This window comes from Acinetobacter sp. YH12136, from assembly GCF_013418545.1.
Classification (GTDB): Bacteria; Pseudomonadota; Gammaproteobacteria; order Pseudomonadales; family Moraxellaceae; genus Acinetobacter; species Acinetobacter towneri.
In genome coordinates, this window is sequence record NZ_VPBV01000001.1 from 165,173 (window position 1) to 190,378 (window position 25,206).

General features: G+C 42.2%; 27 protein-coding genes and 3 tRNA genes. 20 read left to right on the plus strand and 10 right to left on the minus strand.

What is annotated here, in order from left to right:
• Positions 1-26 precede the first annotated feature (26 nt).
• The 7 genes from FTU71_RS00795 to panD all read left to right on the plus strand — a co-directional run bounded on the left by FTU71_RS00795 (position 27) and on the right by panD (position 2,878).
• Positions 27-101, plus strand: a tRNA-Gln gene (locus tag FTU71_RS00795).
• A 19-nt stretch (positions 102-120) separates the two neighbouring features.
• Positions 121-195: transfer RNA gene (locus tag FTU71_RS00800), tRNA-Gln, on the plus strand.
• 93 nt (positions 196-288) lie between these two features.
• A tRNA-Gln gene (locus FTU71_RS00805) sits at positions 289-363 on the plus strand.
• 36 nt (positions 364-399) lie between these two features.
• The gene (locus FTU71_RS00810) at positions 400-1,353 is read left to right on the plus strand and encodes a ribose-phosphate pyrophosphokinase (RefSeq protein WP_004972226.1); all 954 of its coding nucleotides are present in this window, start codon (positions 400-402) and stop codon (positions 1,351-1,353) included.
• A 101-nt stretch (positions 1,354-1,454) separates the two neighbouring features.
• Positions 1,455-1,751, plus strand: a complete 297-nt coding sequence (gene rplY, locus FTU71_RS00815; protein ID WP_004972228.1) for a 50S ribosomal protein L25 — start codon at positions 1,455-1,457, stop codon at positions 1,749-1,751.
• 18 nt (positions 1,752-1,769) lie between these two features.
• Complete coding sequence (gene pth / locus FTU71_RS00820) at positions 1,770-2,351, plus strand: aminoacyl-tRNA hydrolase (protein WP_004972230.1); 582 nt, start codon at positions 1,770-1,772, stop codon at positions 2,349-2,351.
• Positions 2,352-2,497: 146 nt separating this feature from the next.
• On the plus strand, positions 2,498-2,878 hold the full coding sequence (gene panD, locus FTU71_RS00825; RefSeq protein ID WP_004972232.1) for an aspartate 1-decarboxylase: 381 nt from the start codon (positions 2,498-2,500) through the stop codon (positions 2,876-2,878).
• 95 nt (positions 2,879-2,973) lie between these two features.
• Here panD and FTU71_RS00830 read toward each other — a convergent pair whose 3' ends face one another.
• Entirely contained in the window at positions 2,974-3,459 is a 486-nt protein-coding gene (locus FTU71_RS00830; RefSeq protein ID WP_004972234.1) for a DUF1289 domain-containing protein, read from the minus strand.
• Between the two features lie 217 nt (positions 3,460-3,676).
• Here FTU71_RS00830 and FTU71_RS00835 point away from each other — a divergent pair, with 217 nt between their 5' ends.
• From FTU71_RS00835 to FTU71_RS00855, 5 genes are all read left to right on the plus strand, one after another.
• On the plus strand, positions 3,677-4,609 hold the full coding sequence (locus FTU71_RS00835) for a rhodanese-related sulfurtransferase (RefSeq protein ID WP_104853141.1): 933 nt from the start codon (positions 3,677-3,679) through the stop codon (positions 4,607-4,609).
• A 342-nt stretch (positions 4,610-4,951) separates the two neighbouring features.
• Complete coding sequence (locus FTU71_RS00840; protein WP_096901025.1) at positions 4,952-5,239, plus strand: hypothetical protein; 288 nt, start codon at positions 4,952-4,954, stop codon at positions 5,237-5,239.
• 75 nt (positions 5,240-5,314) lie between these two features.
• Positions 5,315-5,929: a DedA family protein gene (locus FTU71_RS00845; protein WP_004972240.1), complete on the plus strand. Its 615-nt coding sequence runs from the start codon at positions 5,315-5,317 to the stop codon at positions 5,927-5,929.
• Between the two features lie 48 nt (positions 5,930-5,977).
• Positions 5,978-6,394, plus strand: a complete 417-nt coding sequence (locus FTU71_RS00850) for an ABZJ_00895 family protein (protein ID WP_179993597.1) — start codon at positions 5,978-5,980, stop codon at positions 6,392-6,394.
• Between the two features lie 225 nt (positions 6,395-6,619).
• The gene (locus FTU71_RS00855; RefSeq protein ID WP_179993598.1) at positions 6,620-7,162 is read left to right on the plus strand and encodes a hypothetical protein; all 543 of its coding nucleotides are present in this window, start codon (positions 6,620-6,622) and stop codon (positions 7,160-7,162) included.
• Positions 7,163-7,267: 105 nt separating this feature from the next.
• Here the strand turns inward: FTU71_RS00855 and FTU71_RS00860 are convergent, their stop codons facing one another.
• Both FTU71_RS00860 and FTU71_RS00865 read right to left on the minus strand, forming a co-directional pair.
• Positions 7,268-7,792, minus strand: coding sequence for a YecA family protein (locus FTU71_RS00860; RefSeq protein WP_004972244.1), 525 nt, complete (start codon positions 7,790-7,792; stop codon positions 7,268-7,270).
• Between the two features lie 68 nt (positions 7,793-7,860).
• A complete protein-coding gene (locus FTU71_RS00865) occupies positions 7,861-8,070 on the minus strand; it encodes a PA3496 family putative envelope integrity protein (RefSeq protein ID WP_004972246.1) in 210 nt (69 codons plus the stop codon).
• A 373-nt stretch (positions 8,071-8,443) separates the two neighbouring features.
• On the opposite strand from FTU71_RS00865, the gene rpoD reads away from it, so the two are divergent.
• The 6 genes from rpoD to FTU71_RS00895 all read left to right on the plus strand — a co-directional run bounded on the left by rpoD (position 8,444) and on the right by FTU71_RS00895 (position 15,003).
• Positions 8,444-10,330, plus strand: coding sequence for an RNA polymerase sigma factor RpoD (gene rpoD / locus FTU71_RS00870; protein ID WP_004972247.1), 1,887 nt, complete (start codon positions 8,444-8,446; stop codon positions 10,328-10,330).
• Positions 10,331-10,443: 113 nt separating this feature from the next.
• Positions 10,444-10,737, plus strand: coding sequence for a YbeD family protein (locus FTU71_RS00875; RefSeq protein ID WP_004972250.1), 294 nt, complete (start codon positions 10,444-10,446; stop codon positions 10,735-10,737).
• 152 nt (positions 10,738-10,889) lie between these two features.
• Positions 10,890-11,546 (plus strand): lipoyl(octanoyl) transferase LipB, encoded by a 657-nt coding sequence (lipB, locus tag FTU71_RS00880; protein WP_131260686.1) that lies wholly within the window; start codon positions 10,890-10,892, stop codon positions 11,544-11,546.
• Between the two features lie 75 nt (positions 11,547-11,621).
• Entirely contained in the window at positions 11,622-12,155 is a 534-nt protein-coding gene (locus tag FTU71_RS00885; RefSeq protein ID WP_026438100.1) for a hypothetical protein, read from the plus strand.
• 1 nt (position 12,156) lies between these two features.
• Complete coding sequence (locus FTU71_RS00890; protein WP_104853139.1) at positions 12,157-13,341, plus strand: iron-containing alcohol dehydrogenase; 1,185 nt, start codon at positions 12,157-12,159, stop codon at positions 13,339-13,341.
• 267 nt (positions 13,342-13,608) lie between these two features.
• On the plus strand, positions 13,609-15,003 hold the full coding sequence (locus tag FTU71_RS00895) for an APC family permease (protein ID WP_004972258.1): 1,395 nt from the start codon (positions 13,609-13,611) through the stop codon (positions 15,001-15,003).
• 194 nt (positions 15,004-15,197) lie between these two features.
• Here FTU71_RS00895 and FTU71_RS00900 read toward each other — a convergent pair whose 3' ends face one another.
• The 7 genes from FTU71_RS00900 to rplU all read right to left on the minus strand — a co-directional run bounded on the left by FTU71_RS00900 (position 15,198) and on the right by rplU (position 21,677).
• Positions 15,198-15,677: a tRNA (cytidine(34)-2'-O)-methyltransferase gene (locus FTU71_RS00900; protein ID WP_136144597.1), complete on the minus strand. Its 480-nt coding sequence runs from the start codon at positions 15,675-15,677 to the stop codon at positions 15,198-15,200.
• A gap of 92 nt (positions 15,678-15,769) precedes the next feature.
• Entirely contained in the window at positions 15,770-17,140 is a 1,371-nt protein-coding gene (gene cysG / locus FTU71_RS00905) for a siroheme synthase CysG (RefSeq protein ID WP_179993599.1), read from the minus strand.
• A 63-nt stretch (positions 17,141-17,203) separates the two neighbouring features.
• Positions 17,204-18,475, minus strand: a complete 1,272-nt coding sequence (serS, locus tag FTU71_RS00910) for a serine--tRNA ligase (RefSeq protein ID WP_004972265.1) — start codon at positions 18,473-18,475, stop codon at positions 17,204-17,206.
• 430 nt (positions 18,476-18,905) lie between these two features.
• Positions 18,906-19,703, minus strand: a complete 798-nt coding sequence (locus FTU71_RS00915) for an RsiV family protein (protein ID WP_180111162.1) — start codon at positions 19,701-19,703, stop codon at positions 18,906-18,908.
• A gap of 459 nt (positions 19,704-20,162) precedes the next feature.
• Positions 20,163-20,861 carry an outer membrane lipoprotein chaperone LolA gene (lolA, locus tag FTU71_RS00920; protein ID WP_179990204.1) on the minus strand — a complete coding sequence of 233 codons (699 nt, stop codon included), beginning with the start codon at positions 20,859-20,861 and terminating at the stop codon, positions 20,163-20,165.
• Positions 20,862-21,091: 230 nt separating this feature from the next.
• Positions 21,092-21,346, minus strand: coding sequence for a 50S ribosomal protein L27 (rpmA, locus tag FTU71_RS00925; RefSeq protein WP_004760935.1), 255 nt, complete (start codon positions 21,344-21,346; stop codon positions 21,092-21,094).
• A 19-nt stretch (positions 21,347-21,365) separates the two neighbouring features.
• Positions 21,366-21,677 (minus strand): 50S ribosomal protein L21, encoded by a 312-nt coding sequence (gene rplU, locus FTU71_RS00930; protein ID WP_004972275.1) that lies wholly within the window; start codon positions 21,675-21,677, stop codon positions 21,366-21,368.
• Positions 21,678-22,148: 471 nt separating this feature from the next.
• Between rplU and sdsA the strand changes: the two genes are divergently transcribed.
• Complete coding sequence (gene sdsA, locus FTU71_RS00935; RefSeq protein WP_104853134.1) at positions 22,149-23,126, plus strand: All-trans-nonaprenyl-diphosphate synthase; 978 nt, start codon at positions 22,149-22,151, stop codon at positions 23,124-23,126.
• 12 nt (positions 23,127-23,138) lie between these two features.
• Positions 23,139-25,199 (plus strand): site-specific recombinase, encoded by a 2,061-nt coding sequence (locus tag FTU71_RS00940; protein ID WP_179993602.1) that lies wholly within the window; start codon positions 23,139-23,141, stop codon positions 25,197-25,199.
• Positions 25,200-25,206 lie beyond the last annotated feature (7 nt).

Sequence of the window (25,206 nt, forward strand, 5' to 3'; positions counted from 1 at the left end):
CTCTTTCACCTGTAGATTACTGTATTAGGGGTATCGCCAAGTGGTAAGGCACCGGTTTTTGATATCGGCATCCGTTGGTTCGAATCCAGCTACCCCTGCCATCTTACAGTGATCAAATCTAGGGGTATCGCCAAGTGGTAAGGCACCGGTTTTTGATATCGGCATCCGTTGGTTCGAATCCAGCTACCCCTGCCATTTTCTCGCATTAGACAGAACCCCCAATATTAGCGCTATCCTGTTAATTTACCTTGACAGAACGCAGTAAAAATATTAAAGTTCTGCCGCATTAGGGGTATCGCCAAGTGGTAAGGCACCGGTTTTTGATATCGGCATCCGTTGGTTCGAATCCAGCTACCCCTGCCATCTATTCTTACATACACCAACCGCCAAGGGTGCTTCATGCCCAATCTTGTCGTTTTTAGTGGAACCGCGCATCCACAATTCGCTCAAAAAGTCGTAAGCCACTTGCACATTCCTTTAGGTGCTGCATCAGTTTCTACCTTCTCTGATGGTGAGATTGCTGTAGAGATTACCGAGAATGTCCGTGGTAAAGACGTATTTATCGTACAACCTACTTGTGCGCCAACCAATGACAACCTCATGGAAATCTTGGTGATGGCTGACGCGTTGCGTCGTGCAAGTGCAGGTCGTATTACTGCCGTTATTCCTTACTTCGGTTATGCCCGCCAAGACCGTCGTCCTCGTTCTACACGTGTTCCAATTACCGCTAAAGTGGTTGCAGATATGCTCACCACTGTAGGGATTGACCGTGTAGTGATGATTGACTTGCACGCAGACCAAATTCAAGGTTTCTTCGACATCCCTGTAGACAACATTTATGGTACGCCTGCGCTATTGGCTGACCTGCGTCAACAGTCACACGACAATCTCATGGTAGTTTCACCAGACGTTGGTGGTGTGGTTCGTGCGCGCGCTGTTGCAAAACAAATGGGTGATATCGATCTTGCAATTATCGATAAACGTCGTCAAAAAGCGAATGAATCACAAGTGATGCATTTGATTGGTGATGTAAAAGATCGTGACTGTGTCATTGTAGATGACATGGTGGATACTGCAGGTACATTATGCAAAGCTGCCGATGCACTTAAAACTTTTGGTGCTCGCCGCGTTGTTGCTTATGCTACCCACCCTGTACTTTCAGGCAAAGCGATTGAAAACCTGAAAAATTCTGTGATTGATGAACTGGTTGTTACAGACACCATTCCTCTTTCAGAAGAAGCTCAAGCACTTGGTAAAATTCGCCAAGTATCTGTAGCAAGTATGGTTGCAGAAACAATTCGCCGTATTAACAACGAAGAATCTATTAGCGCAATGTTCGATTCTTATCTATAATAGAGCGCTAAATTTTCAAAGCCCTGCCACTTGGCAGGGTTTTCTATCACTAGATTGGTCGCAGATCTAGTTTATTTAAACTCAAAATAAGGATGTCTATCATGGCAAACTTCGTATTAAACGCTCAAGCGCGTGAAGCAGCTAACCAAGGGAAAGGTGCGAGCCGCCGCCTTCGTCACGCTGCATTAGTTCCAGCTATCATTTATGGTGGCGACGCTGAGCCTGTAACAATCACTTTAGAACTTCGTGAGCTTGTAAAAGCTTTAGAAAGCAATGCTTTCTTTGAAGAAGTTGTAGAAATCAAAGTAGGCGACAAAGTTGAAAACGTGAAAATCCAAGCGTTACAACGTCACCCTGCTAAAAACACACCTATGCACGCTGACTTCAAACGCGCATAAGTGTTCATGGTATAATTAGTGGCTAATATTTCACTGATTGTTGGTTTGGGCAACCCTGGTAAAGAGTATGCCCAAACCCGCCATAATGCAGGCTTCTGGTTTGTAGAACGCCTTGCAGATCAATATGGCATTACATTAAAAGCCGATCCTAAATTTCACGGGATCAGCGGACGTGGTAATATCGAAGGTCAAGACGTTCGTCTGTTATTACCCACAACCTTTATGAATCGTTCTGGTCAAAGTGTTGTTCCCTTCGCCAAATTCTATCAAATTGCACCTGAAGCAATGCTGATTGCTCATGATGAACTGGATATGAACCCAGGGATCATTCGCCTAAAAACGGGTGGTGGTCATGGTGGACATAATGGTTTACGTGACATCGTGCCGCACACAGGTCCAAACTTCCATCGTTTACGCATTGGTATTGGGCATCCGGGTTCAAAAGAACGCGTGTCTGGTCATGTACTGAGCAAAGCACCAAGTAGCGAGCAAACTTTAATGGATGATGCACTTGCACATGCATTAGGTCGTATCAAGTTACTGGTCAATGGCGAAGTACAACAAGCCATGAATCAAATCAATGCCTATAAACCGAACTGATGAATCCACAATTGTTGAACAATCACACTTGCCATGTCGCAATTTTCAGAGCAAAATGCGCTTTCTGCTCGGAACTGACATCCAGCAAGCAGTGTTTGAATTCAACCATAAGATAAAATCTTAGGTCCACTAAGGAGACGCTCACCATGCTATCTCGTTTATTAAAATGCAAAATCCACCGTGCTTTTGTAACTCATGCAGAACTTCACTACGAAGGTTCATGTGCAATTGACGGAACACTCATGGATTTGGCTGGCATTCGTGAATATGAAGAAATCCACGTATGGAACGTGACCAATGGTAAGCGCTTCACAACTTATGCAATTCGTGGTGAAGACAACTCAGGCATCATTTCAGTCAATGGTGGTGCTGCACACCAAGCCGATGTAGGCGATATTATTATTATTGCAACCTTTGGTGACTTCACTGAAGCAGAAGCCAATGCGCACGAACCACGTTTGGTCTATGCAAACCCAGACAATACCGTAAGCCACACTGCAAACTGTATTCCTGTACAAGTGGCTTAAGCCATTCCTGTATAAAATAAAAAACTCGCAAATTTTGCGAGTTTTTTTATGGCTCAATAAAAGTCTTTCTAGTCTTTAATCGCAAGAATTACAAATTAGTCATCGTGCAAGCTATGCAATAAGCTATGGCTAATACCATCAGCCCTTAAAAATGCAAAATCATAACTTGCGGTTGCAAGCGCCAACACGCGACGCTCAAATTCCTGCCACAAAGGTCGCACTTCTTTGTAGTGAATGCCCAAGCCACTTTCATCGGTAAAATGTCGATTTTTTTCACAAATTTTCAGTGCATGATACAACTTACGCCCTTTTGAAGCATCATCACGTAAACGCACCCGCTTAGAGCGGATAAACCCTTCGACATGACGCAAGTCAGCAAAAGGCAACATAGGCACTAAAATCTGATCGAGCTGTGCATCTAAACGACGCCAAACGGCAGTGTGTTGTTCAGACGTATAACTGTTCCATTGAATCACTTCATGGTTAAAGCGACGGCAACCTCGACAGACAGCATCACCAAACACCGTAGAACAACGACCTGCACACGGGGTTAAAGTGGCAATTTGACGATCCTTACTCAACACAACACTCCAATATTTAACAACACCTGTTGGCGCATCAACATGAACACAACATTCTTCTTTGAAACGAGTGGCATCATACCCCGTTCTGCTACATTTTTAAAATGTTGTGTCGTGCTTTAAAACCATGTACCGCACTCGGTTTTCTCGCATATTCACACAAAGCAGGTTAGAATATGCGCCTTAAATTTTTGTCTTTCATCTATTGGAGTACTCCATGAACGCTACTGTAGAACAGCTTGCACCTGTAGAACAGCCAGCGACCACGACTTGGGTTGTTGCCGCACTTTATCAATTCAAAGAAGTTGCAGATCCTGCCGATCTTCAACAACGCTTATTAGATTTGGTAAATTCAATCAACCTTTGCGGTACTCTTATTGTGGCAGGTGAAGGCATTAATGGAACTGTAGCGGGTGATCGTGCCGCGATTGATCAAGTTCACCAATTTCTGTTGAATGAAGGCTTTACTACAATGGAATACAAAGAGTCGCACAGCTCTGAAAAGCCATTCCGTAAAATGAAAATCAAGCTGAAAAAAGAAATTGTGACTTTGGGTGTAGAAGTAAAACCACGTGATTTAGTCGGTCACTACCTAGACCCGAAAGAATGGAATGAACTGATTGCCCGTGACGATGTCATTCTGATTGATACCCGTAATGACTATGAATACAAAGCAGGAACGTTTAAGGGCGCAATTGACCCGAAAACTGAAACGTTCCGTGAATTTCCAGAATATGTGAAACAAAACCTAGAACAGCATAAAGATAAAAAAATTGCGATGTTCTGCACAGGCGGGATTCGTTGTGAGAAATCGACCTCGTTATTGTTGCAAGAAGGTTTTACCGAGGTTTATCACTTAAAAGGTGGCGTACTTAAATACTTAGAAGAAACACCAGCAGATGAAAGCTTATGGGAAGGTGAATGTTTCGTATTTGATGGCCGTACTGCGGTGACACATGGTATGCAAGAAGGTCAAAACACCAAATGTCATGCTTGCGGTTGGCCATTACTGCCTGAAGAAGTTGAATTACCAAGCTATGAACACGGTGTATCTTGTGTGTACTGTATTGATAAAACCAGTGAGAAACAAAAAGAAGGTTTCCGTATGCGCCAATCACAAATTGCCGCAGCTAAACGTAAACGTCTGTAATCCGTACAGGCTCATACACATCAACAAGGTCTAACAAAAGCCATGTTGATGTTGTATCGACCACTCTAATCATATTGAAAAAGTCCTCATCCAGTATGGGGATTTTTTATGTCTACATATATGCTTCACGCAAGATTACATAGAACATAAAAATACAACGCTTGTTTACCAAGCATTGCGCAATATCCCCAGATTAGGTGATAGCATTCAATCAAAATAAGCCACAAAATCTGTGGCTATATTGGTGCAGATGTTCAGCACAAACTCAACATCTCCCATAACCCAAAATTCAAGGATCGTTATGTATTCCTAAATTTATATGCCGCAATCAGGAGTGACGCTATGCCTAAAACAACAATTTCAAATTCAATGCACACACTACGTTTTACGCCTGTAAAATCTGTGACTGCTACGCATAGCGCAACAATGCAAGATGGTTTGGAACATGAATCTCATACTTTTATTGTGGCTTTAGGTGCAATTTTAGGCGGTATTATTGCGGCATTTGTTGGCTATCATCTACAAGCGCATTTCTTGAATTACGCCCTGCTCTGTGCCATTCCTATACTTGTGGCATATAGCTTAAGACGTGTATATATCTATACCCTGACCCATGCAGAGCTTGATTAAGTCTAAATTGCGCAAGACTTTACTGTTCGTCCAATACTGCTTAGGATAGAAGCACTTTTCTAAAGCACAACTTGCATGAACTTAACTGAATGGATTATTTCCATTATGGAACAACTGGGCTACCTTGGTATTGCCCTGTTAATGTTTCTGGATAATGTTTTTCCCCCCGTTCCTTCTGAAATTATTATGCCCTCTGCAGGCTATTCTGCATCGCAAGGGCAATTACTGCTATTGGGTGTCATCATTGCAGGCTGTATCGGCTCGTTGTTCGCAGCGGCAGTGTTATATTGGGTAGGTTATCGCTGCAAACATGAAAGTATTTACCACTGGGTCAATCGCTACGGTAAATATCTATGGATTAAAGAACAAGACGTCCGAAACTCCCTGCATTGGTTTGAACAATATGGACATCGGATTGTATTTTTTGGGCGCATGATTCCCGCTATTCGTTCTCTCATCAGTATTCCTGCAGGCATGAGCCACATGCCATTTTGGAAATTTATGTTTTATAGTGGTTTAGGCACAATTATTTGGACCACTTTTTTAGCTTGCGTGGGTTATTATTTTGGTGAAAACCAACAATTGATGCAGCAAATTTTCAGTCAGGTCAGCCATGTCATTATAGGCTTGGTGCTCTTAGTCATCGCAATTATTTTATACCGTAGGCATCGCCGTAAAATGCGTGACTAATGCTTGTGTTGCTGCGCAATTGAATCAATTTTTTGGGGAAAATCAGACATGAAACAATATTTATTATTTTTTGCTGCGGTTTACAGTATTACGCTGGTCTTACTCATTACCGTATTGATTTTTGGTCTGAACTTAGGTGGCTTGACCTTGCTCCCTGCATTAATTGCCGCAGCATTCATTAGCGCAGGACATTTTGTCAAAAAAGAACAACGCTTACCGAGCAGTGATGAAAAAATTCAACTGGTTTGGGGCTCAAGTGCGGTGGCAATTATTATTGGTAGCTTCTTTGTGTTTTTCTTGGTGCTGATGAATCCGAATGCAGAAGCCATTTTAAAAGCTGCAGATAAAGCAGGACTAGCACTGGCTGCGGTGGTGATGCTGTGTTTGATTGCGATTCATGGTGCAGTTTTTCATGTTGCCTATGGTTGGTATGCGAACCGTTATTATCAAAAAAAGTACTTATAAGCTTACCTAAAGTACGTATTTCACACTGAACCGCAACATCAAACACTTAAAATCAACATCAGGCTGATATATCACACATAAATTTACGTCTGACATGCGCTGTAACTGAAATGCATTCTGAATAGGCTATAAGCCTACATTGTAGCAGCGTAGATTAAGCCTATTCATAGCGATTTATGAATATAGGAACGCTATAACGCATACAAAGATAAAAAGGTGATTCGAATGTCAGATTTTGAACGCAATGAAAAAATTGACCGTGATGTGGTTAAGAACTTACCAAAAGAAGAACGTGATCGCTTAAATGCCGATCCAATTACAGGAGAACCTGGTGCACACCCTGTCGGTACTGGTTTAGGTGCTGTTGGCGGTGCGGCTACTGGTGCAACAGTAGGTGCGCTGGGTGGTCCAGTAGGTGCTGTGGTCGGTGGTGCTGTAGGCGCTGTAGTGGGTGGTTTGACAGGTAAAGGTGCAGCAGAAGTTGTGAACCCTACCGAAGAAGAAGCTTACTGGCGTACCAATAGCTTAAATACAACCTACTTTACAGAAACACGCAACCATTATCATGATTTAGATTATGATCGTGACTATCAAAATGCCTATCGCATTGGTTATGAAAACCGCCCACATTATGATACGCACACACGTTTCGAAGATGTTGAGCCCGATCTAAGAAGCAAATGGGGGCAAATTAAAGGCAGTTCACGCTTAACGTGGGAACAAGCTAAATTTGCTGTCAAAGATGCTTGGGATCGTGCGACACGCTAATTGGTAACATGATCATTGAAGCGCCATAATAAAAAACGCACTGCGATTTGCGCAGTGCGTTTTTTTTATGAGGATTACATATTACACAATATGTAAACCAAGCCATTAATCAGGCGTGTGGTACATCAAATATAATTCATTCAGGTTTTCAGGAATTTCTTCTGCAATTTCGTCCATTAACTGACCATTGCGACGGAAAGATTCCATTTGTGGATCTTCTTCATCAATGCCGCTAAACACCATCATTGGCAAAGTTAAATCAACCAATTGCTCTTCAAATTCAGGCGTAAACCATGCTTCTTCGTTTAAGAACATCGCATCGACAAAGCCAACGCTCCAATCACCCAAACTTGAATCAACTTCTGCTTCTTCAATTTCAAATGGAAACTCAATGCCTTCTTCATTGGCTAAACTTTGGCGAATGCTTTCTAACCAAGCCTGAATTTGCGCAATAATTTCAGCAGGCACTTTCTTTTGGTTGCCTTCAAACAATTCATTTAACCATGGGTCAAATTGAGGTCCAACTGCAATGGCACACAAGAAACCATGCGTTGCAGCGAAGTCTAGACCATACTCGTTTTGGTCACCATCTAGATATTCACTTAACAGGTCTAAATCTAAAGCAGTCATTTCAAATCCATCGGTGTCAATTTAGGGGTGTAGCATAGCATTTTCAATGCCAGATACAGTACCTGATTTTAGTCATCTTCATCGTCAAAATCGTCGTCATCGTCAAAATCATAATCAAAATCTTTGAGCTCACGTTCCAAACGACGTTGTGCGAGTAAATCATCAATCAAACGGCGCTTTTCTAAAGATTCTTTCGCGCTTATTTTGTTTGATGCCTCATCGAAATTAACATCATCATCACCGTAGTTATCATCTAGTTCAAAATCTGTAGAAGACACTAAAACTACCTCAGAATGAAAAAATGTGAAGGGTCTAGCCGCTATTTATCTGCCTTTATAAATATTGTCAAGTTTTATTTATTTTTTTCAAAAAACTGCAACATAGACAGCTTGCAACATTGCGGCAAATTTGTGTATTTATGAACAAGTTAGTATCATTATTTGAGATTCGCCCCAATCATAAAAATATTTTGCGGGCAAAAAGGAAATTGACTTGAAAAACAGTAATGAAGCCCCATATTCCTATCACATTCTTCATTCAAACATCATTTTAAAATCATGCTTGATTGATCAATTCACCCCCTATTTAAAGCGAATTGTGCTATCATGCACGGTTTTTCACTGCCACAGATTCAACGAAGAGTAAGCAAAGATGAGCGATATGAATTCCCCTACTTCGCAAGTAGCGGCTCTGATTAGCCGAGGCAAAGAGCAAGGTTACCTAACTTACGCTGAGGTTAACGATCATCTCCCGGACTCAATCACAGAAAGCGAGCAGATTGAAGACATTATTCAAATGCTTCAAGACGTCGGTATTCCTGTGCATGAACGTGCGCCTGAATCTGATGATGCAATGTTCGAGGATAATGCGGAAGCTGCCGACGAAGTTGCTGAAGAAGAAGCTGCAGCGGTACTTGCCTCTGTAGAAAATGAGCCTGGTCGCACCACAGACCCTGTGCGTATGTATATGCGTGAAATGGGTACGGTTGAGCTGTTAACGCGTGAAGGTGAAATTAGCATTGCGAAACGTATTGAAGAAGGGATTCGCGATGTACTTCACTCGATTGCCTACTGGCCAAACGCAGTGCAAGTGGTACTGCAAGAATATAAAGATTATGAAGCAGGCGAACGTCGCCTTGCCGATATTTTATCAGGTTATTTAGACCCTGAAACCGATGAAGAAATTCCAGAAGTTTTAGAAGACGAAGCCGATTTAGACAAAGAAGAAGACACCAGCAACAAACCAACCAAAGACGTCAAACTTGATGATGACGATGAGGAAGAAGAAGCTGAAGCCGAAGAAGAATCTGAAGCAGATTCAGGTCCAGACCCAGAAATTGCAAGAATGCGTTTTGGTGAATTGGAACAGGCTTATCTTGCAAAAATTGCTGCCATTGAAAAACATGGTCGTGAAAGTGCCGAAGCTCAAGAGGCTTTAGAAGCTTTAGCGACTGTATTCATGATGTTTAAATTTACGCCACGTTTATTCGATATTATTTCGGAAATGATTCGTGGTACACATGAACAAATTCGTACTGCTGAACGTGAAGTGATGCGTTATGCGGTGCGTCGTGGTCGTATGGATCGTACTCAATTCCGTACCTCATTCCCAGGTCAGGAATCTAACTTTGCTTGGTTAGACGAGCACATTGCCAAAGCACCTGCCGACCAAAAAGGCTATTTGGAAAAAGTACGTCCAGATATTTTGGCGTTCCAACAAAAAATTGCCGACATTGAAAAAGAGTTAGGCTTAGATGTTAAAGGCATCAAAGAAATTTCTAAGCGTATGGCAGTAGGCGAAGCCAAAGCCCGTCGTGCGAAAAAAGAAATGGTTGAAGCCAACTTGCGTCTGGTTATTTCGATTGCAAAAAAATACACCAACCGTGGTTTACAATTCCTAGACTTGATTCAGGAAGGTAACATCGGCTTGATGAAAGCGGTAGACAAGTTCGAATACCGTCGTGGTTATAAGTTCTCGACTTATGCAACATGGTGGATTCGTCAGGCGATTACCCGTTCTATTGCCGACCAAGCGCGTACCATTCGTATTCCAGTACACATGATCGAAACCATTAACAAGATCAACCGTGTATCGCGTCAATTGCTTCAGGAAATGGGTCGTGAACCGACTCCAGAAGAATTAGGCGAACGCTTGGAAATGGATGAAGTTAAAGTTCGTAAAGTTCTGAAAATTGCCAAAGAGCCGATTTCTATGGAAACGCCAATTGGTGATGATGAAGATTCACATTTGGGTGACTTCATTGAGGACAGCAACATCACCTCACCTGTTGATGCGGCAACCTCTGAAGGCTTAAAAGAAGCGACCCGTGAAGTGCTTGAAAACTTGACTGAACGTGAAGCCAAAGTTCTGAAAATGCGTTTTGGTATTGATATGCCAACCGATCATACTTTGGAAGAAGTTGGGAAGCAGTTTGATGTGACCCGTGAACGTATCCGTCAGATTGAAGCCAAAGCCTTACGTAAACTTCGTCACCCTTCTCGTTCTGAACACTTACGCTCGTTCTTGGAAAATGACTAAGATTGCTGCATAAATGAGCTATTGAAATTTTTAAATTCAGCCTCATTTATTTATACAAGACCAACACGCCTGCTTCGATGCAGGCGTTTGCTATAGAGATAGAGATCACGCTTATGACGTTATTCAACCGTACCCCATCTCGTGAACTACAAGAGCATCTTTGGGTATTTCCAATGGATTACCCAATTAAACTCATTGGAGACGCGGGTGATGAACTGCGTATTGCTGTGCTTGAAATTTTAGTGAAGCACTTCCCTGAGTTTGATGCACAAAGCATCAGCATTACCCCATCACGCACAGGCAAGTATCATTCAATTACAGCACAATTGCGTTTTGAAGAATTGGAACAAGTGCATGCCATTTATGCAGATTTGGCAGCTTGCCCACTGATTAAAACTGCATTGTAATTTTGTAGATTGATTTTCAAATAACACGCTTTCGGGCGTGTTTTTTGTTTCTGCGCTGCCAAAATCTTATTCAATCCACAAATCCCCTACAGCCGCCACATTTTCGTATAATAAAATCAATTTCTTGCTTTTATGGATAGGACTGCATCACTGTGGATACTGCACAACGGCCAAACCTGATTATTCGTCAATATCATGACCTGACTGACTATCAAGCACGCTTTCAGGAAATGAAAGAGTGGACTGAACAACGTGATGCAGACAGCCCTGACCAACTCTGGATTTTGCAACATCCCAATGTACTGACCCAAGGGCAAGCAGGCAAAGCCGAACATATTTTAATGGCGACAGATATTCCTGTGGTACAGACTGATCGTGGTGGTCAAGTCACATGGCATGGCCCAGGCCAATTGGTCGCCTACTTCATGTTTGACCTGAACCGTTTAGGCTGGAATGTCCGTACTTTGGTATCTTATGCTGAAAACTTGATGATTGAGCTGCTTAAAAAATACGGCATTGAAGCCTATGCCAAAGCAGATGCACCAGGGGTATATGTCAATGAACGAAAAATTGGCTCACTCGGTTTTAAAATTCGTAAAGGCCGTAGTTATCACGGTTTAGCCCTCAATATTGATTGTGACTTGACTGGTTTTCAAAGTATCAACCCTTGCGGCTATGCAGGTTTGGAAATGGTACGTGTGATGGATTTAGTCAATGACTATCCACATTTTGAAAACTTCTGCGCAGATATCATTGAAACTTTACAAAACAGCGGTTACTTTAATGACGTTCAAGTCATTCACGTATAAATGGCTTTCTTTTCAATAAGAAATAAAATAGAGTATTTACTCTAAATAATGATTTATAACACAGGGATTCAGCGCGTGATTTCAACTAAATCTGTGAAACCCGCTTTGCAACTGGCCTATGTCAAACTCATGATGGATGTGATTGGCAGAGGTTTAGTCATGGCAAGTCAGGTCGATGAAGAAATTAAACAAGAAGTTGCCAAATTTCCCAGCAACTTTGTGTTGTCTATGAAAGTTTTTCCGAATGGTCCAGCCTTTGTTGCCAAAGTCACTGCAGATCATCAATTAGAACTGTTACAGAATACGGCACAAAAACCCGATTTAACCATTACCTTTAAACACTTAAATCATGCATTTTTAGTGTTTTCATTTCAGGAAAGTACCGCACAGGCCTTTGCGCATGACCGCATGATTGCCGATGGTGATGTGTCTTATGCAATTCGCTTGGTACGTTGCCTAAACAAAATGGAAGCACTGATCTTGCCTAAATTACTGGCAGAACTGGCGGTAAAACAATATCCGACTGAACTCAGCTTAAAAGAAAAACTATCAGGTGCAGCCAATATCTATCTAAAAGTTGCCCAATCTTATTTCAAACGGAGTGCATAACATGGCGAAGCCTTATTACGAATTTTTTTGCCCAGTCAAAGTCATTGCAGGTCATGCAGCGCTTGAACATATTCCGTTTGAATTGGCGACACTCGGTTCGCAGCGCCCAATGATCATTACCGACAAAGGCGTGCGTTCCAACAATTTGCTTGCACCGATTGAAGCGGCTTTTGAATCTACCGATGCCGTGATTGGCTATGTTTTTGATGATGTCCCGCAAGATTCAAGTGTGGCGACAGTTCGCCGTGCTGCGCAGTTGTACCGCGAAAACAACTGTGATGCCATTATCGCAGTGGGTGGCGGTTCAGTCATTGACACCTCTAAAGCCACCAATATTTTAGTCAGTGAAGGTGGTGATGACTTATTGCAATATTCAGGTGCGCATAACTTACCACGTCCACTGAAACCTTTTTTTGTGATTCCAACCACATCAGGCACAGGTTCAGAAGTGACTATGGTTGCGGTGGTATCCGACACAGAAAAGAACGTCAAAATGCCATTTGCATCGTATTACTTAATGCCACATGCAGCCATTTTAGACCCGCGTATGACGCAAACTTTGCCACCACATTTAACAGCAATGACGGCTATGGATGCCATGACGCACGCCATTGAGGCTTATAGTTGCATGGCAGCCAACCCAATTTCTGATGCTTATGCTACTGCAGCAATTAAAAAAATCAGCAATAACCTGTTCAATGTATTAGACAACCCAAGCGATGAACAAGGCCGTTTGGAACTGGCACAAGCATCTACTATGGCGGGCATTGCATTTTCAAATTCCATGGTTGGTTTAGTGCATTCCCTAGGTCATGCGTTGGGTGCTGTGGCACATTTGCCACATGGACTGTGCATGAATTTATTCTTGCCATACGTGTTGGAATACAACAAAGACGTCAATGCCGATAAAATTGCCGAGCTGCTATTACCGTTGGCAGGCGCAGACGTCTATGCGCAAACCCCTGCACATTTACGTGCCGATAAAACCATTGCGACACTCTTAGCCATTCGTGACCGCTTATATGCACTGACCAAATTGCCACGCACTTTACAAGAAACTGGTAAAGTCAGCGAAGCACAATTAGATGAAGTCGCTGAAAAAGCCCTGAACGATGGTTCGATTATTTACAACCCGAAAGAAGCCAATTTAGAAGAACTCAAAGCCATCTTAAAAAAGGCTTGGTAATTCCTACAAAATAGGCGAACATAGCCGAAAATCTAGCCTGATGTTTTTCTAAACATCGGGCTTTTCATTGGTAGACTGCTGCGTCTGATGTTTTTTCATCAATATGGCGTTTTTTCTGCTAAAAAAGAAAGCAAAGATACTGACAAAGCGCGTCATTATGGAGTAGATTGGCGCGTTTTTACTTTTTATGTAGGGGGGATTGTTCGTCTCAAACAATCCTGAACAAACATGACTGATCCTTGATCAACGATTAAGAGGATAACGCCGTTGACAAATATCTCTGGGACTCAATCGGCAGCTAAACTGCAAAAAACGCTAGGACTCTGGCACATTATTATTATTGGTTTAGCCTACATTCAACCGATGACGTTATTCGACACTTTCGGCTTAGTATCGGAAGAAAGTCATTTTCACGTACCCACATCTTATATTTTTGCACTGGTTGCCATTCTTTTAACTTCTTTAAGTTATGGTCACATGATTCGTCGTTATCCTTCTTCTGGGTCGGCGTATACCTATGCACAAAAATCGATTCATCCCAACGTTGGTTTTATGGTGGGTTGGTCATCTTGGCTAGATTATTTACTCTCACCAATGGTCAACATCATCTTGGCGGTGATTTATCTGGAAGCCTTATTCCCTGATGTGAATCACTGGATTTGGGTGGTGGTACTCACGGCATTTATGACGGGTGTCAACTTGCGTGGCGCGCGTTTTGTCGCCAACTTTAACAGTATGATCGTTTTGGTACAGTTGGTGGTCATTGGCGTATTTACATGGATGATGTACACCAAACTTCAGGCAGGCTTCAATGCCGATGGTCCAATTACTGCCGAGCAACGTTATCAGTTATGGAGCTTAGAACCTTTCTGGAATGAACTGACTTCGGTAGGCGCATTGATTACAGGTGCAACCCTACTCTGCTTCTCATTTACAGGTTTTGACTCACTCAGCTCACTTGCAGAAGAAACCAAAGACACTGAAAAAACCTTACCGAAGGCAATGTTCTTAACTGCGCTAATTGCGGGTGTAATTTTTATTGTCAGCACCTATTTCATGCAGATTTTCTTCCCAAATGAACCGGGCAGCTACTTTAAAAATATTGCAGAAACGCAGCCAGAAATTCTGCTCTTGGTCGGCGGCTCGCTGTTCCAGTCTTATGTGCTTGCCTTTGCTATTGTAACGGTAATGGCATCTGGTATTTCGGCTCATGCAGGCGTTTCGCGTTTAATGTACGTGATGGGTCGTGATGGCGTGATTAACAAAAAAATCTTTGGTCATATCAGCCCACGTAGCTATACACCTTCATACAATATTTTAATTGTAGGTGCTGTGGCGTTAACTGCTGGTTTTATGAACTTGGATTTTGTCATTTCATTAATCAGTTTTGGTGCCCTCACCGCATTTAGCTTTGTGAATTTATCGGTGATTTCACGTTACGCGCTACGTGATGGTCGTACCAAAGGCTTTAAAGACCTTCTCAATTTTGTGATCGTACCGTTGTGCGGCTTTATTGCAGTCTTTGCTTTATGGCTCGAAGTCGATGAAACTTCATTGAAGTATGGCTTATGGTGGGCAATGTTTGGGGTTTTATACCTCGGTTATAAAACCAAAGGCTTTAAACACCCTGCTCCGCAGCACAATGAGTTTGATGATCGCTAAGACAAATAGCATCACAACTTTAAGATCAGGCGCTTTATGCGCCTTTTCTTATGCCTCAAATGGATTGCAGCGTTAAATCAGCAAAATAGCGAAAACAAAAAAGCTGAGTACAGTTTTGTCTCAGCTTTTTATCTATCAATTGTACGCATTGATGCTAAAGATCGCATTAAATTTGAAATGAATTGATGCTCAAATTAGAGCAATGCTTTAAAACCTTGCTGACGCCATGCCTCATACACAATCACAGCCGTTGCATTAGACAAGTTTAAACTGCGTGAGTTTTCTGCCATGGGTAAACGAATCCAGTGCTGCTGCGGAAACAACATGCGTACTGCTTCTGGCAAACCACGTGTTTCAGGCCCCATCAACAAGGCAACAGGTCGGTTTAAATCCGAAGTATGTGGTGTTTCTGTGCCTTTGGTGGTTAATGGATAAATCGCATCCAACCCCACGCCTTTGCTGTCTAAATTAGCCAAGCATTGCTCAAGATTGTCCCAAATTTGCATACGTGCCCATTCGTGATAATCCAAACCTGCACGTTTCAGCTTTTTATCATCCAGCTCAAAACCCAATGGCTTAATCAAATGCAATTGCGCACCTGTATTGGCACACAAACGAATGATATTGCCTGTATTGGCTGGAATTTCAGGCTCATATAAAACAACGTGGATCACAAATTTTCTCTACTTTTCACAATCCCTCCTCAGCTCCCTTTAGAAAATGTGGGAACTCCCCTCTTTTTAAAAGAGGGGTTGGGGGAGATTCATTACCATTTCAACTGTTCACGTAAATTGACCACTTCACCAATAATGGTCAAGGTAGGTGCCTGAATGTGATGCTGTGCGACTTTACTGGCAATATCCGCCAACGTCCCCACCACCACTTTTTGTTCAGGTGTCGTGCCTTTAGAAATTAAGGCGACAGGCATATCCGCCCGTTGTCCATGTGCAATCAGTTTTTCACAAATGCTTTCTAAGCCAACCAAGCCCATATACAGCACCAAAGTTTGCTGTTCATACACCAATTCTGACCACGGCAATTCAGGCGAACCTTCTTTTAAATGTCCAGTAAGAAAACGCACACTTTGCGCATAATCTCGATGAGTCAGTGGAATACCTGCATAAGCCGAACAGCCCGAGGCTGCGGTGATGCCCGGCACGACTTGAAATGACACACCTGCTTCATACAACTCTTGAATTTCTTCACCGCCACGCCCAAAAATAAACGGATCGCCCCCTTTTAAACGGCAAACTCGCTTACCTGCTTGCGCATATTTCACCAATAACGCATTAATGCCTTCTTGCGGCACAGCATGGTTAGAACGTGCTTTTCCGACATAGACTTTTTCTGCATCACGGCGGCACAATTCTAAAATGGGTGCAGACACCAAACGGTCATAAATCACCACGTCAGCTTGCTGCATTAAACGCAAGGCTTTTAAAGTCAGTAACTCAGGATCACCTGGCCCTGCACCAACCAAATACACCTCGCCTTTCGGCGTTTGCCATTCCGCTAAAGCCTGTTGGATACTTTGGTTTGCCGCTTCAAGATTGTCATTGAACACCTGCTCTTTAAGAGGACTAGCATATAGCTCCTCCCAAAAAATACGGCGCTCATCTGGATTTACAATTTTCTGTTTTACTGCGGCACGCCACTGACCTGAAAACTCTGCCAGTTTGCCCATACCATGCGGAATGGTACTTTCCAGTTGTGTACGAATTTGACGTGACAATACAGGCGATGTGCCATTACTCGCGACTGAAATCACCAAAGGCGAACGGTCAATGATGGCAGGCACCATAAAACGGCAATGTGGTGGATCATCAACACTATTGACCAGCACATTTTCGGCTTCGCAAGCTGCAAAAACTTGCTGATTGACCAAATTGTTATCCGTTGCAGCAATCACCAAACGATAGTGACGTAACGCAGTAGATGGACTAAAAACATCCTGTACATACTGCCCCTGACTTTGTTGCACCAGTTGCAATAAATTGACATCAATTTCAGGGGCAAGCACATCAACTTTTGCGCCCGCTTTAGCCAGTAACACCGCTTTGCGATAAGCAATATGCCCACCGCCCACAATCAGACAAGGTTGCTGCTGCAACTTTAACGAGATTGGAAAAATATCCACACTAAACCTCAATATTTAAATCTGATTGTAAGCAATTTCATCCTAAGTCGACCTGCACTCAACTTAGTCAATAAACTCTAAACCGCCCATGTACGGACGTAATACTGCAGGAATTTCAATCGAACCATCGGCACGTTGATAGTTTTCCATAACAGCCAATAAAGTACGTCCTACCGCCAAACCTGAACCGTTTAATGTATGCACAAATTCAGTTTTCTTTTGGTCGGCACGGTAGCGTGCTTTCATACGACGCGCTTGGAAATCCCCCATGTTTGAGCATGATGAAATTTCACGGTAAGTGTTTTGACTTGGCACCCAAACTTCTAAGTCATAGGTTTTGGTTGCGCCAAAGCCCATATCGCCACCACATAGAATAATTTTACGGTACGGTAAACCAAGTGCCTGCAAAATACCTTCTGCATGTCCAGTCAATTCTTCTAAAGCCTGCATTGAGGTTTCTGGTTTTACAATCTGCACCATTTCGACTTTATCAAATTGGTGCTGACGAATTAAACCACGAGTATCGCGACCATAAGAGCCTGCTTCGCTACGGAAACAAGGGGTATGCGCTGCATATTTTAATGGCAAGCGTTCAGGGTCAATGATTTCATCACGCACAAAGTTGGTTACTGGAACTTCGGCAGTTGGAATTAGATAGTATTCTTTTTCACCTTGTAATTTGAACAAATCTTCTTCAAATTTAGGCAGCTGACCTGTACCACGCAATGAATCTGCATTGACCAAATACGGCACATACGCTTCGGTATAACCATTTTGAACAGTATGTGTATCTAACATGAACTGTGTAATTGCACGTTGTAAACGTGCCAATGGCCCTTTTAAAACACTAAAACGAGAACCTGTTAATTTGGTTGCAGTTTCAAATTCCAAACCACCCATTATTTCGCCAAGGTCGGTATGATCTTTAATTTCAAAATCAAACTGGCGTGGTGTGCCCCATTTCAATACTTCTACATTATCAGCTTCGTCTTTACCTTCAGGCACAGACTCATCTGGCAAGTTTGGAATAGACAATGATTTAGCTTCTAACTCATCTTGCAACTCTGCCAAAGCCACTTCAGCGGCTTTGATTTCATCGCCAATAGCAGCCATACGCGCCATAATTTCAGAAGCATCACCACCTGCTTTTTTAATCTGACCGACTTGTTTTGCGCCCGAATTACGCTCTGCCTGTAATGCTTCGGTTTTAGATTGCAATTCTTTACGACGTGCTTCAAGTGCTGCCCACTCTGCCACATCTAATTGCACACCACGTTTTGCCAAGGCTAAATTTACAGCCTCAATATTATTTCTGAGTAATTTCGGGTCAATCATAGCCAATCTTGGAATAAGAAAAAAACTGGCTATAGTGTAAGCGCTTCGGGTTAAAAAATACAGTAACCCGATTCACGGCTGCACCTTATTACAGCAATCTCTGCGTATTTTTGTGTAGGGTCTGTTGACAATTCGTCTATGTTTGCGACAACGCATATTTTTTAGCTGATATAAGGCATGAGACAGGAAATTTAGTCATTCTAAATGACTGGCACATAACGCAATAGCAGCAAAAAATATGCTTGTCCTTCGCTGCGCCTTGCGTTGCAAACAAAGCAGTGCTTGTTTTTGCTCAGGCTGTGGCTAAAACTTTCTCAGATTGCGTTATGAAACTTGGAAATAGACCCACTATTCCCTGCGTTGCATGCCTGATCTGCTCAGTTTTAGCCTACAGCGCAAGCCATTTATGAAATGTCAACAGACCCTAATTTTATTGGCGAGGATACTGCGGCAAACTTGGCAAATATTCAGGCTTAATTAATTTTTCCGTCGCATAGTAAGGCAGAATCAACTCAGGCATACCTTCTGCATAAGATGCCAATTCATACAACGGGTAGACAAAGACCAAACCATTGGCGCCATAATAAAAATTATCGCTCAGTTTAAACTTTTCACGGGAAATATCATGTTCATCTAGCCAGTTATAATTATGGTTAAATAATTCTTCTGTCATTTTGGCTTCCGTATTGGGCAGCATAATATCTTGCAACGCCAAACGCTTTTTCTGTTTTAAATCAAAAGTCACAAATTCTTGGTGATGAATACCATGTGCTGCACCCGCAGGGTAACTATAGCTTTGCAAACTAAACGTCGCTAAATTGGCATGTTGCCCGATATAACGCACATAGCTCGAACTCTGACTCAGTCGCATAGGATCGGTTTCTTCTACCTTTGGCGTTGCAGTTGATGCCGCAGCTTCAGAAAATGCAATTGGGTCTGCCTTTTGCAAACGCTGCATAAAATATTCATCAATCCACGCCACATTGGTTTTTACTGTCTGAATATCGTAAGCAGTACAGCCTTCTTCATCACAAATTTGCTGTTGTGGCAATTTAAGCGCCACCACTTTAGCTTGAATCACAGGAATCTCGGCTGTGACAGATGCAGGCGCAGCTTGCTCAGTTTCGGTTTTAGAAGTTGCCTCACTCTTTGGCTGACATGCAGTCAACAACAGAACCGAACTTAAAGCGACAGCACCCAAAAACACCTGTGATTTTAAATATTGCATTAAATTCCCCTTCTACCACGATTCATAAAGTCCAATGATTAGAAATGCAAACCTGCACAAATCTTGCGATAAAATTGCTTCAATTGAATTAGTCAAGACTATAGATAACTCTCGCTGTTCAATCCTAGAGCAGTTGTGTAACGGAATAATCGGGGGATAAAGTTGCTTAAAATTAATGCTCATATTTTTGTATGATTATTTTTATTTTTTCATTATAAATCAAAATATTGATAACACATCATTAGTGCAAAATGATGATCTGTGATAACTCAGTCTATATCCTGCATACTGCAAAATGTGAATTATCCCAAGATTTATCCACAGAAATTGTGGATTTCTCGGGAAGAATATTCAAATAAATTTCCGCTATGCTGAAGCTGAAAACCTTCTCCCTGTGGGAGAAGGCTAGGATAAGGAATAACAAATTATGCTTTTAAAAGAATGTATGAAAACATTCAATTATTGATCAATAATGTCCGTGCCTTTTGGCGGCGTGAAATTAAAAGTCGATGCAGGAATTTTGGCATTGACTTTCACATTGTTAAAACGCACATGCGTGGTTTGTCCCAATGAATCCTGCAAAATCATTAAGGTTGGCGCGTTACGTGCACCAAAACTAATGGTTAAACTTTGAAATACGCCATCATCACTTTTTGGATATAAGGTGTAATAGGTTTTTGACTTATTCGGCTGGGTCACACGATACGACTGCATGATTTGATTAGTATTACCCGAAAGCAACAATGCAGGCGTATTTGCCACTTGATCATCTAGGCTTTGGCGTACAGCTTGTTGTAAGTCTGGGTCATAAATCCATACGGTTTTACCCGTAGTCACAATTGTTTGTTTGGCTGGACTGGTGGTTTCCCAAAAGAATTTACCCGGACGTTCAACTTTCATAACCCCTTTAAAATTCTGGTTCATGTGTTGTGCCGATAAACCACGGTTTGGCAAAGCCTTGCCATTATTGCTGACTTTGGTGGTTTGCTCAAAATTGGCGGTAAAACTTTTAATACCATTCAATTGTTTAACAAGGTTTGCTGTCGCTTGTTGCTCCGATGCTGCCACTGGCGCAGCAAACACTGTAGTACTCATGATTGGCGCTAAAGTGGTTGCACCTAATGCCACAGCACACATCGTTTTACGAAGCATATTCATAGATTCACCTTTTTATATTTGCTCAATCGCAATGTTTTGGATGTCCCATCTTAAACCAATTTCTGGCGCTAATATGATAGAAAATAAGAAGTTTTGTATGCTTATTAATATAAAATGTAGAAATTTATCCATCATGATGAAGAACTAAAAGTTATCCTTTGACCCTAATTTTCCATCATACAAGCATAAAAAAACCCACAATCACTTGTGGGTTTTTTCACTATTTCAGCTTACGCTTCAACAGATACGTAGCGACGGCCAAATTGACCTTTCACTTCGAATTTTACTACGCCGTCAGCAGTAGCAAATAAAGTATGGTCACGGCCCATACCTACGTTTGCACCAGCGTGGAATTCTGTACCACGTTGACGAACGATGATGTTACCAGCAGTTACAGTTTGACCACCGTAAACTTTAACACCTAACATCTTAGGATTCGAATCACGACCGTTCTTAGTCGATCCACCGGCTTTTTTAGTTGCCATGTCTATTTACTCCTAGTGATTAGCCTGCAATACCAGTAATTTTCAACTCGGTAAACCATTGACGGTGACCTTGTTGCTTACGGTAGTGTTTACGACGACGCATTTTAACAATACGGATTTTGTCGTGACGACCATGACCAACCACTTCTGCAGTTACTTTAGCGCCAGCAACAACTGGAGCACCGATTTGAACGTTGTCACCGTTTACAACCATTAATACGTCATCAAACGTAATAGTTGCGCCAGTTTCAGCTTTCAATAATTCAACTTTAAGGGTTTCACCCTCAACAACACGGTGCTGTTTACCACCGCTTTGGATTACTGCGTACATAATGTACTCCAAACATGCCCGTGTCGTCGTGCCGATAAAGGGATATATCGATCTTAAAACGAACGCCACTGGGGGTTATTCAAGGGCAAGGATTTTAAGCGATATTCGCACAAACAACAAGCCATTTACGGCAATTATTGCACAACAAGGTTGATTGTTTAATACCCAGCCGCGTAAATGACTTTTGTAGCCTTATCCATCTTCAATGGATCAATCAATATAGACAGATTGTGTTGGCGTAAACTGCTGTGCTTGTTAAAATCAGGCCCAACTTGAGCAAATAACTGAATTTACCCACAAAGTTATTGACTTCATTTTCTAGTAGAATTAACAATTACAGCATTTGGCAGTTGCCTAACTATTGCATTCATTGCGTTATTTTCGCAGACTTAAGCAGTTTTCTTGGCTGTAACATAAGTTACAACTGATTCAACTAAGTTGTCATTCAATATTATTGAGGTTTCTCTTCACATGACCATCGACTTTAAGCAAGACATTCTCGCCCCTGTTGCTTCTGATTTTGCCGCGATGGATACATTTATTAATGAAGGGATTACCTCTAAAGTCGCGTTAGTGATGGCGGTTAGTAAGCATGTGGTCGAAGCTGGCGGTAAGCGCATGCGTCCAATTATGTGCTTACTTGCTGCCAAAGCTTGTGGTGCAGAAGATTTAGAGCGTCAACGTAAACTGGCTGCAATTATTGAAATGCTGCATACCGCAACTTTGGTGCATGATGATGTGGTGGATGAGTCTGGTTTACGTCGTGGTCGACCTACTGCTAACGCCACTTGGAATAACCAAACAGCGGTTTTAGTCGGTGACTTTTTAATCTCCCGCGCCTTTGACTTATTGGTCGATTTAAACGATTTGGTCTTGCTAAAAGACTTTTCTACAGGGACTTGTGAAATTGCCGAAGGTGAAGTTTTACAATTACAGGCACAGCATCAACCTGACACTACAGAACAAATTTATTTAGACATTATTCACGGCAAAACTTCACGTTTATTTGAACTTGCCACTGAAGGTGCAGCAATTTTAACAGGCACGCCACAGTACCGTGAGCCGTTGCGTTTATTTGCAGGACACTTTGGCAATGCCTTCCAAATTATTGATGATATTTTAGATTACACATCAGACGCTGAAACATTAGGTAAAAATATTGGCGATGATTTAATGGAAGGCAAACCAACTTTGCCTTTAATCTCTGCATTAAGAAATACCACTGGCGAACAACATCAAATTATTCGTCGCAGTATTGCGACAGGTGGTACTTCTGACCTCGATCAGGTTATTGCCATTGTGCAGTCCTCTGGCGCTCTCGATTATTGCCGCCAACGTGCCACAGAAGAAACAGAAGCCGCTATTGCCGCTTTAGAAGCACTGCCAGACTCGGAGTATCGTCAGGCCTTAAAGAATTTAGCCTTATTGGCTTTACATCGCATTCAATAATTTAAGCAGCTTATGCATATAAAACTCAACGATTTATTTAGAAAAATGCAAGAACAGCTGGATACACCCAAAGCTGTTCTGGATGAAAATCTGCTGATTGAACTGGTCAATCGTATCCGTCCAAGTGACACTCAAGATTTAGAAGAAACTCATCAAAAGTTTCAAGCTTTCTTACAAGCCTTGCTGCTGACACCCGATGCCAGCTCAACCTTGCAACATTTTGTTTTACGTCTAATCAATCAATACAAACAAACCAGTTTATATGCCGACACGGGAATTTTATCGCTCGATGGTTTTTGGAATCAGTTGTTTCAGCGTTTGGGCGCGCACTTTTTACCGCTGATTAATGATGAAAGCCAACTGCAAGATTTAGTCCGTCGAGTTTTTCCACTACGTAGTGATAAATACTGGCTCGACAATATTGAAGATACCGAATGGCAGCAATTATTTACTTTACTGAATCGCGGACATGGTGGACAAACGCAAAAACGCCTGATTCGCAGTGAAATTATTAAAGCCCTGACAGTGTTGTCGTATCGGGTCAGCGGCATTGGTTTATATCCTGAATTTATTAGTGCCTATCCTGAACTAAGTGAATATGATTCACCTTTTTTGGCACAAAACCGCGAAATCAACGAGTTTATTCAGCTTTATAAAGTTGCCGATCAACAACACGATCAAATCAGTGCCATTCAACCACCCGATGCCTCTCAAGCTTTGGTGATGATTGACCAATGTCATGATGTCAGCAGTAAAATTCGTCGTGCCACCAAACGAACTGGCGTCAGCATCAGTCTGACCTACTTATTGTCTTTACTTGAACAATGTTTAGAGCGGATTGAACTGTTGCTGAATTTAATCGTGGCGCAAGACAAAGTCCGTTATGTTTCGGCAGGACAATTACTGGTAGATGTAACTGCGGCATTGTATAGCGAACGCAGTGTACGCTCCTTGCTTGCAGAAAATAGTGAGTTAATTGCCTTACAAGTTACTGAAAATGCCAGTAAAACGGGTGAGCATTATGTAAGTACCGATAAAGACGGTTTTTGGAGCATGTATAAAGCTGCAGCAGGTGCAGGTGTTTTAATTGCCATGATGGCGACTTTAAAAACCCTCGCCTCGCGTTTAGTCCTTGCCCCGATGATGCAGGCTATCATCAACAGCATGATTTATTCATTTGGTTTTATGCTAATTCATGTCTTGCACTTTACCGTTGCCACTAAACAACCCGCAATGACAGCAGCAGCACTCGCCTCGACGGTTCAACACCGCAAAGGCTCTAAGATGGCGCAAATCGCCGAACTTGCAGCCTTAATTATTAATATTATCCGTACGCAATTCGTCGCTATTTTGGGCAATATTTCGATTGCGATTCCAGTTGCAGCCTTAATTGCGTTTAGTTGGGATGCCATATTGCATGAACCGTTGATGTCACACACCAAAGCATCCCATTTGCTACACGACTTGAATCCGTTTACGTCACTTGCCATTCCGCATGCCGCTATTGCTGGGGTATTTTTATTTCTGTCTGGTTTGATTGCAGGTTATTTCGATAACATGGCGGTGTATCGTAAAGTCGGGCCGCGCTTAAAAGCTCATCTGCATTTAAAGAAGTTACTCGGACAAGAACGTCTCAATATATTTGCCAATTATATAGAACGAAACTTAGGGGCTTTGGCAGGTAATTTCCTGTTCGGGATTATGCTCGGCAGTACCGCTACGCTGGGTTATATTTTGGGTTTACCGATTGATATTCGCCACATTGCCTTCGCTTCTGCCAACTTTATTCAGGGTTTAATGAATATTAATGGCTCACCTGAAATTGGCCTGATTATTGTGTCCTTTTTAGGCGTGCTGCTAATTGGTTTAACCAACTTATTTGTCAGCTTTACTTTAACCATTATTGTGGCATTGCGTGCGCGTCGGGTACGTTTTGAACAGTGGAAACCTTTGGCAAAATTGGTGCTTACTCACTTCTTAACCCGTCCAAGTGATTTCTTTTGGCCACCGAAACAACCAATTACAGTGGATGACGATTCATCCTCAAATACTGAACGAAATGCTAAAATTTAGTGCACAT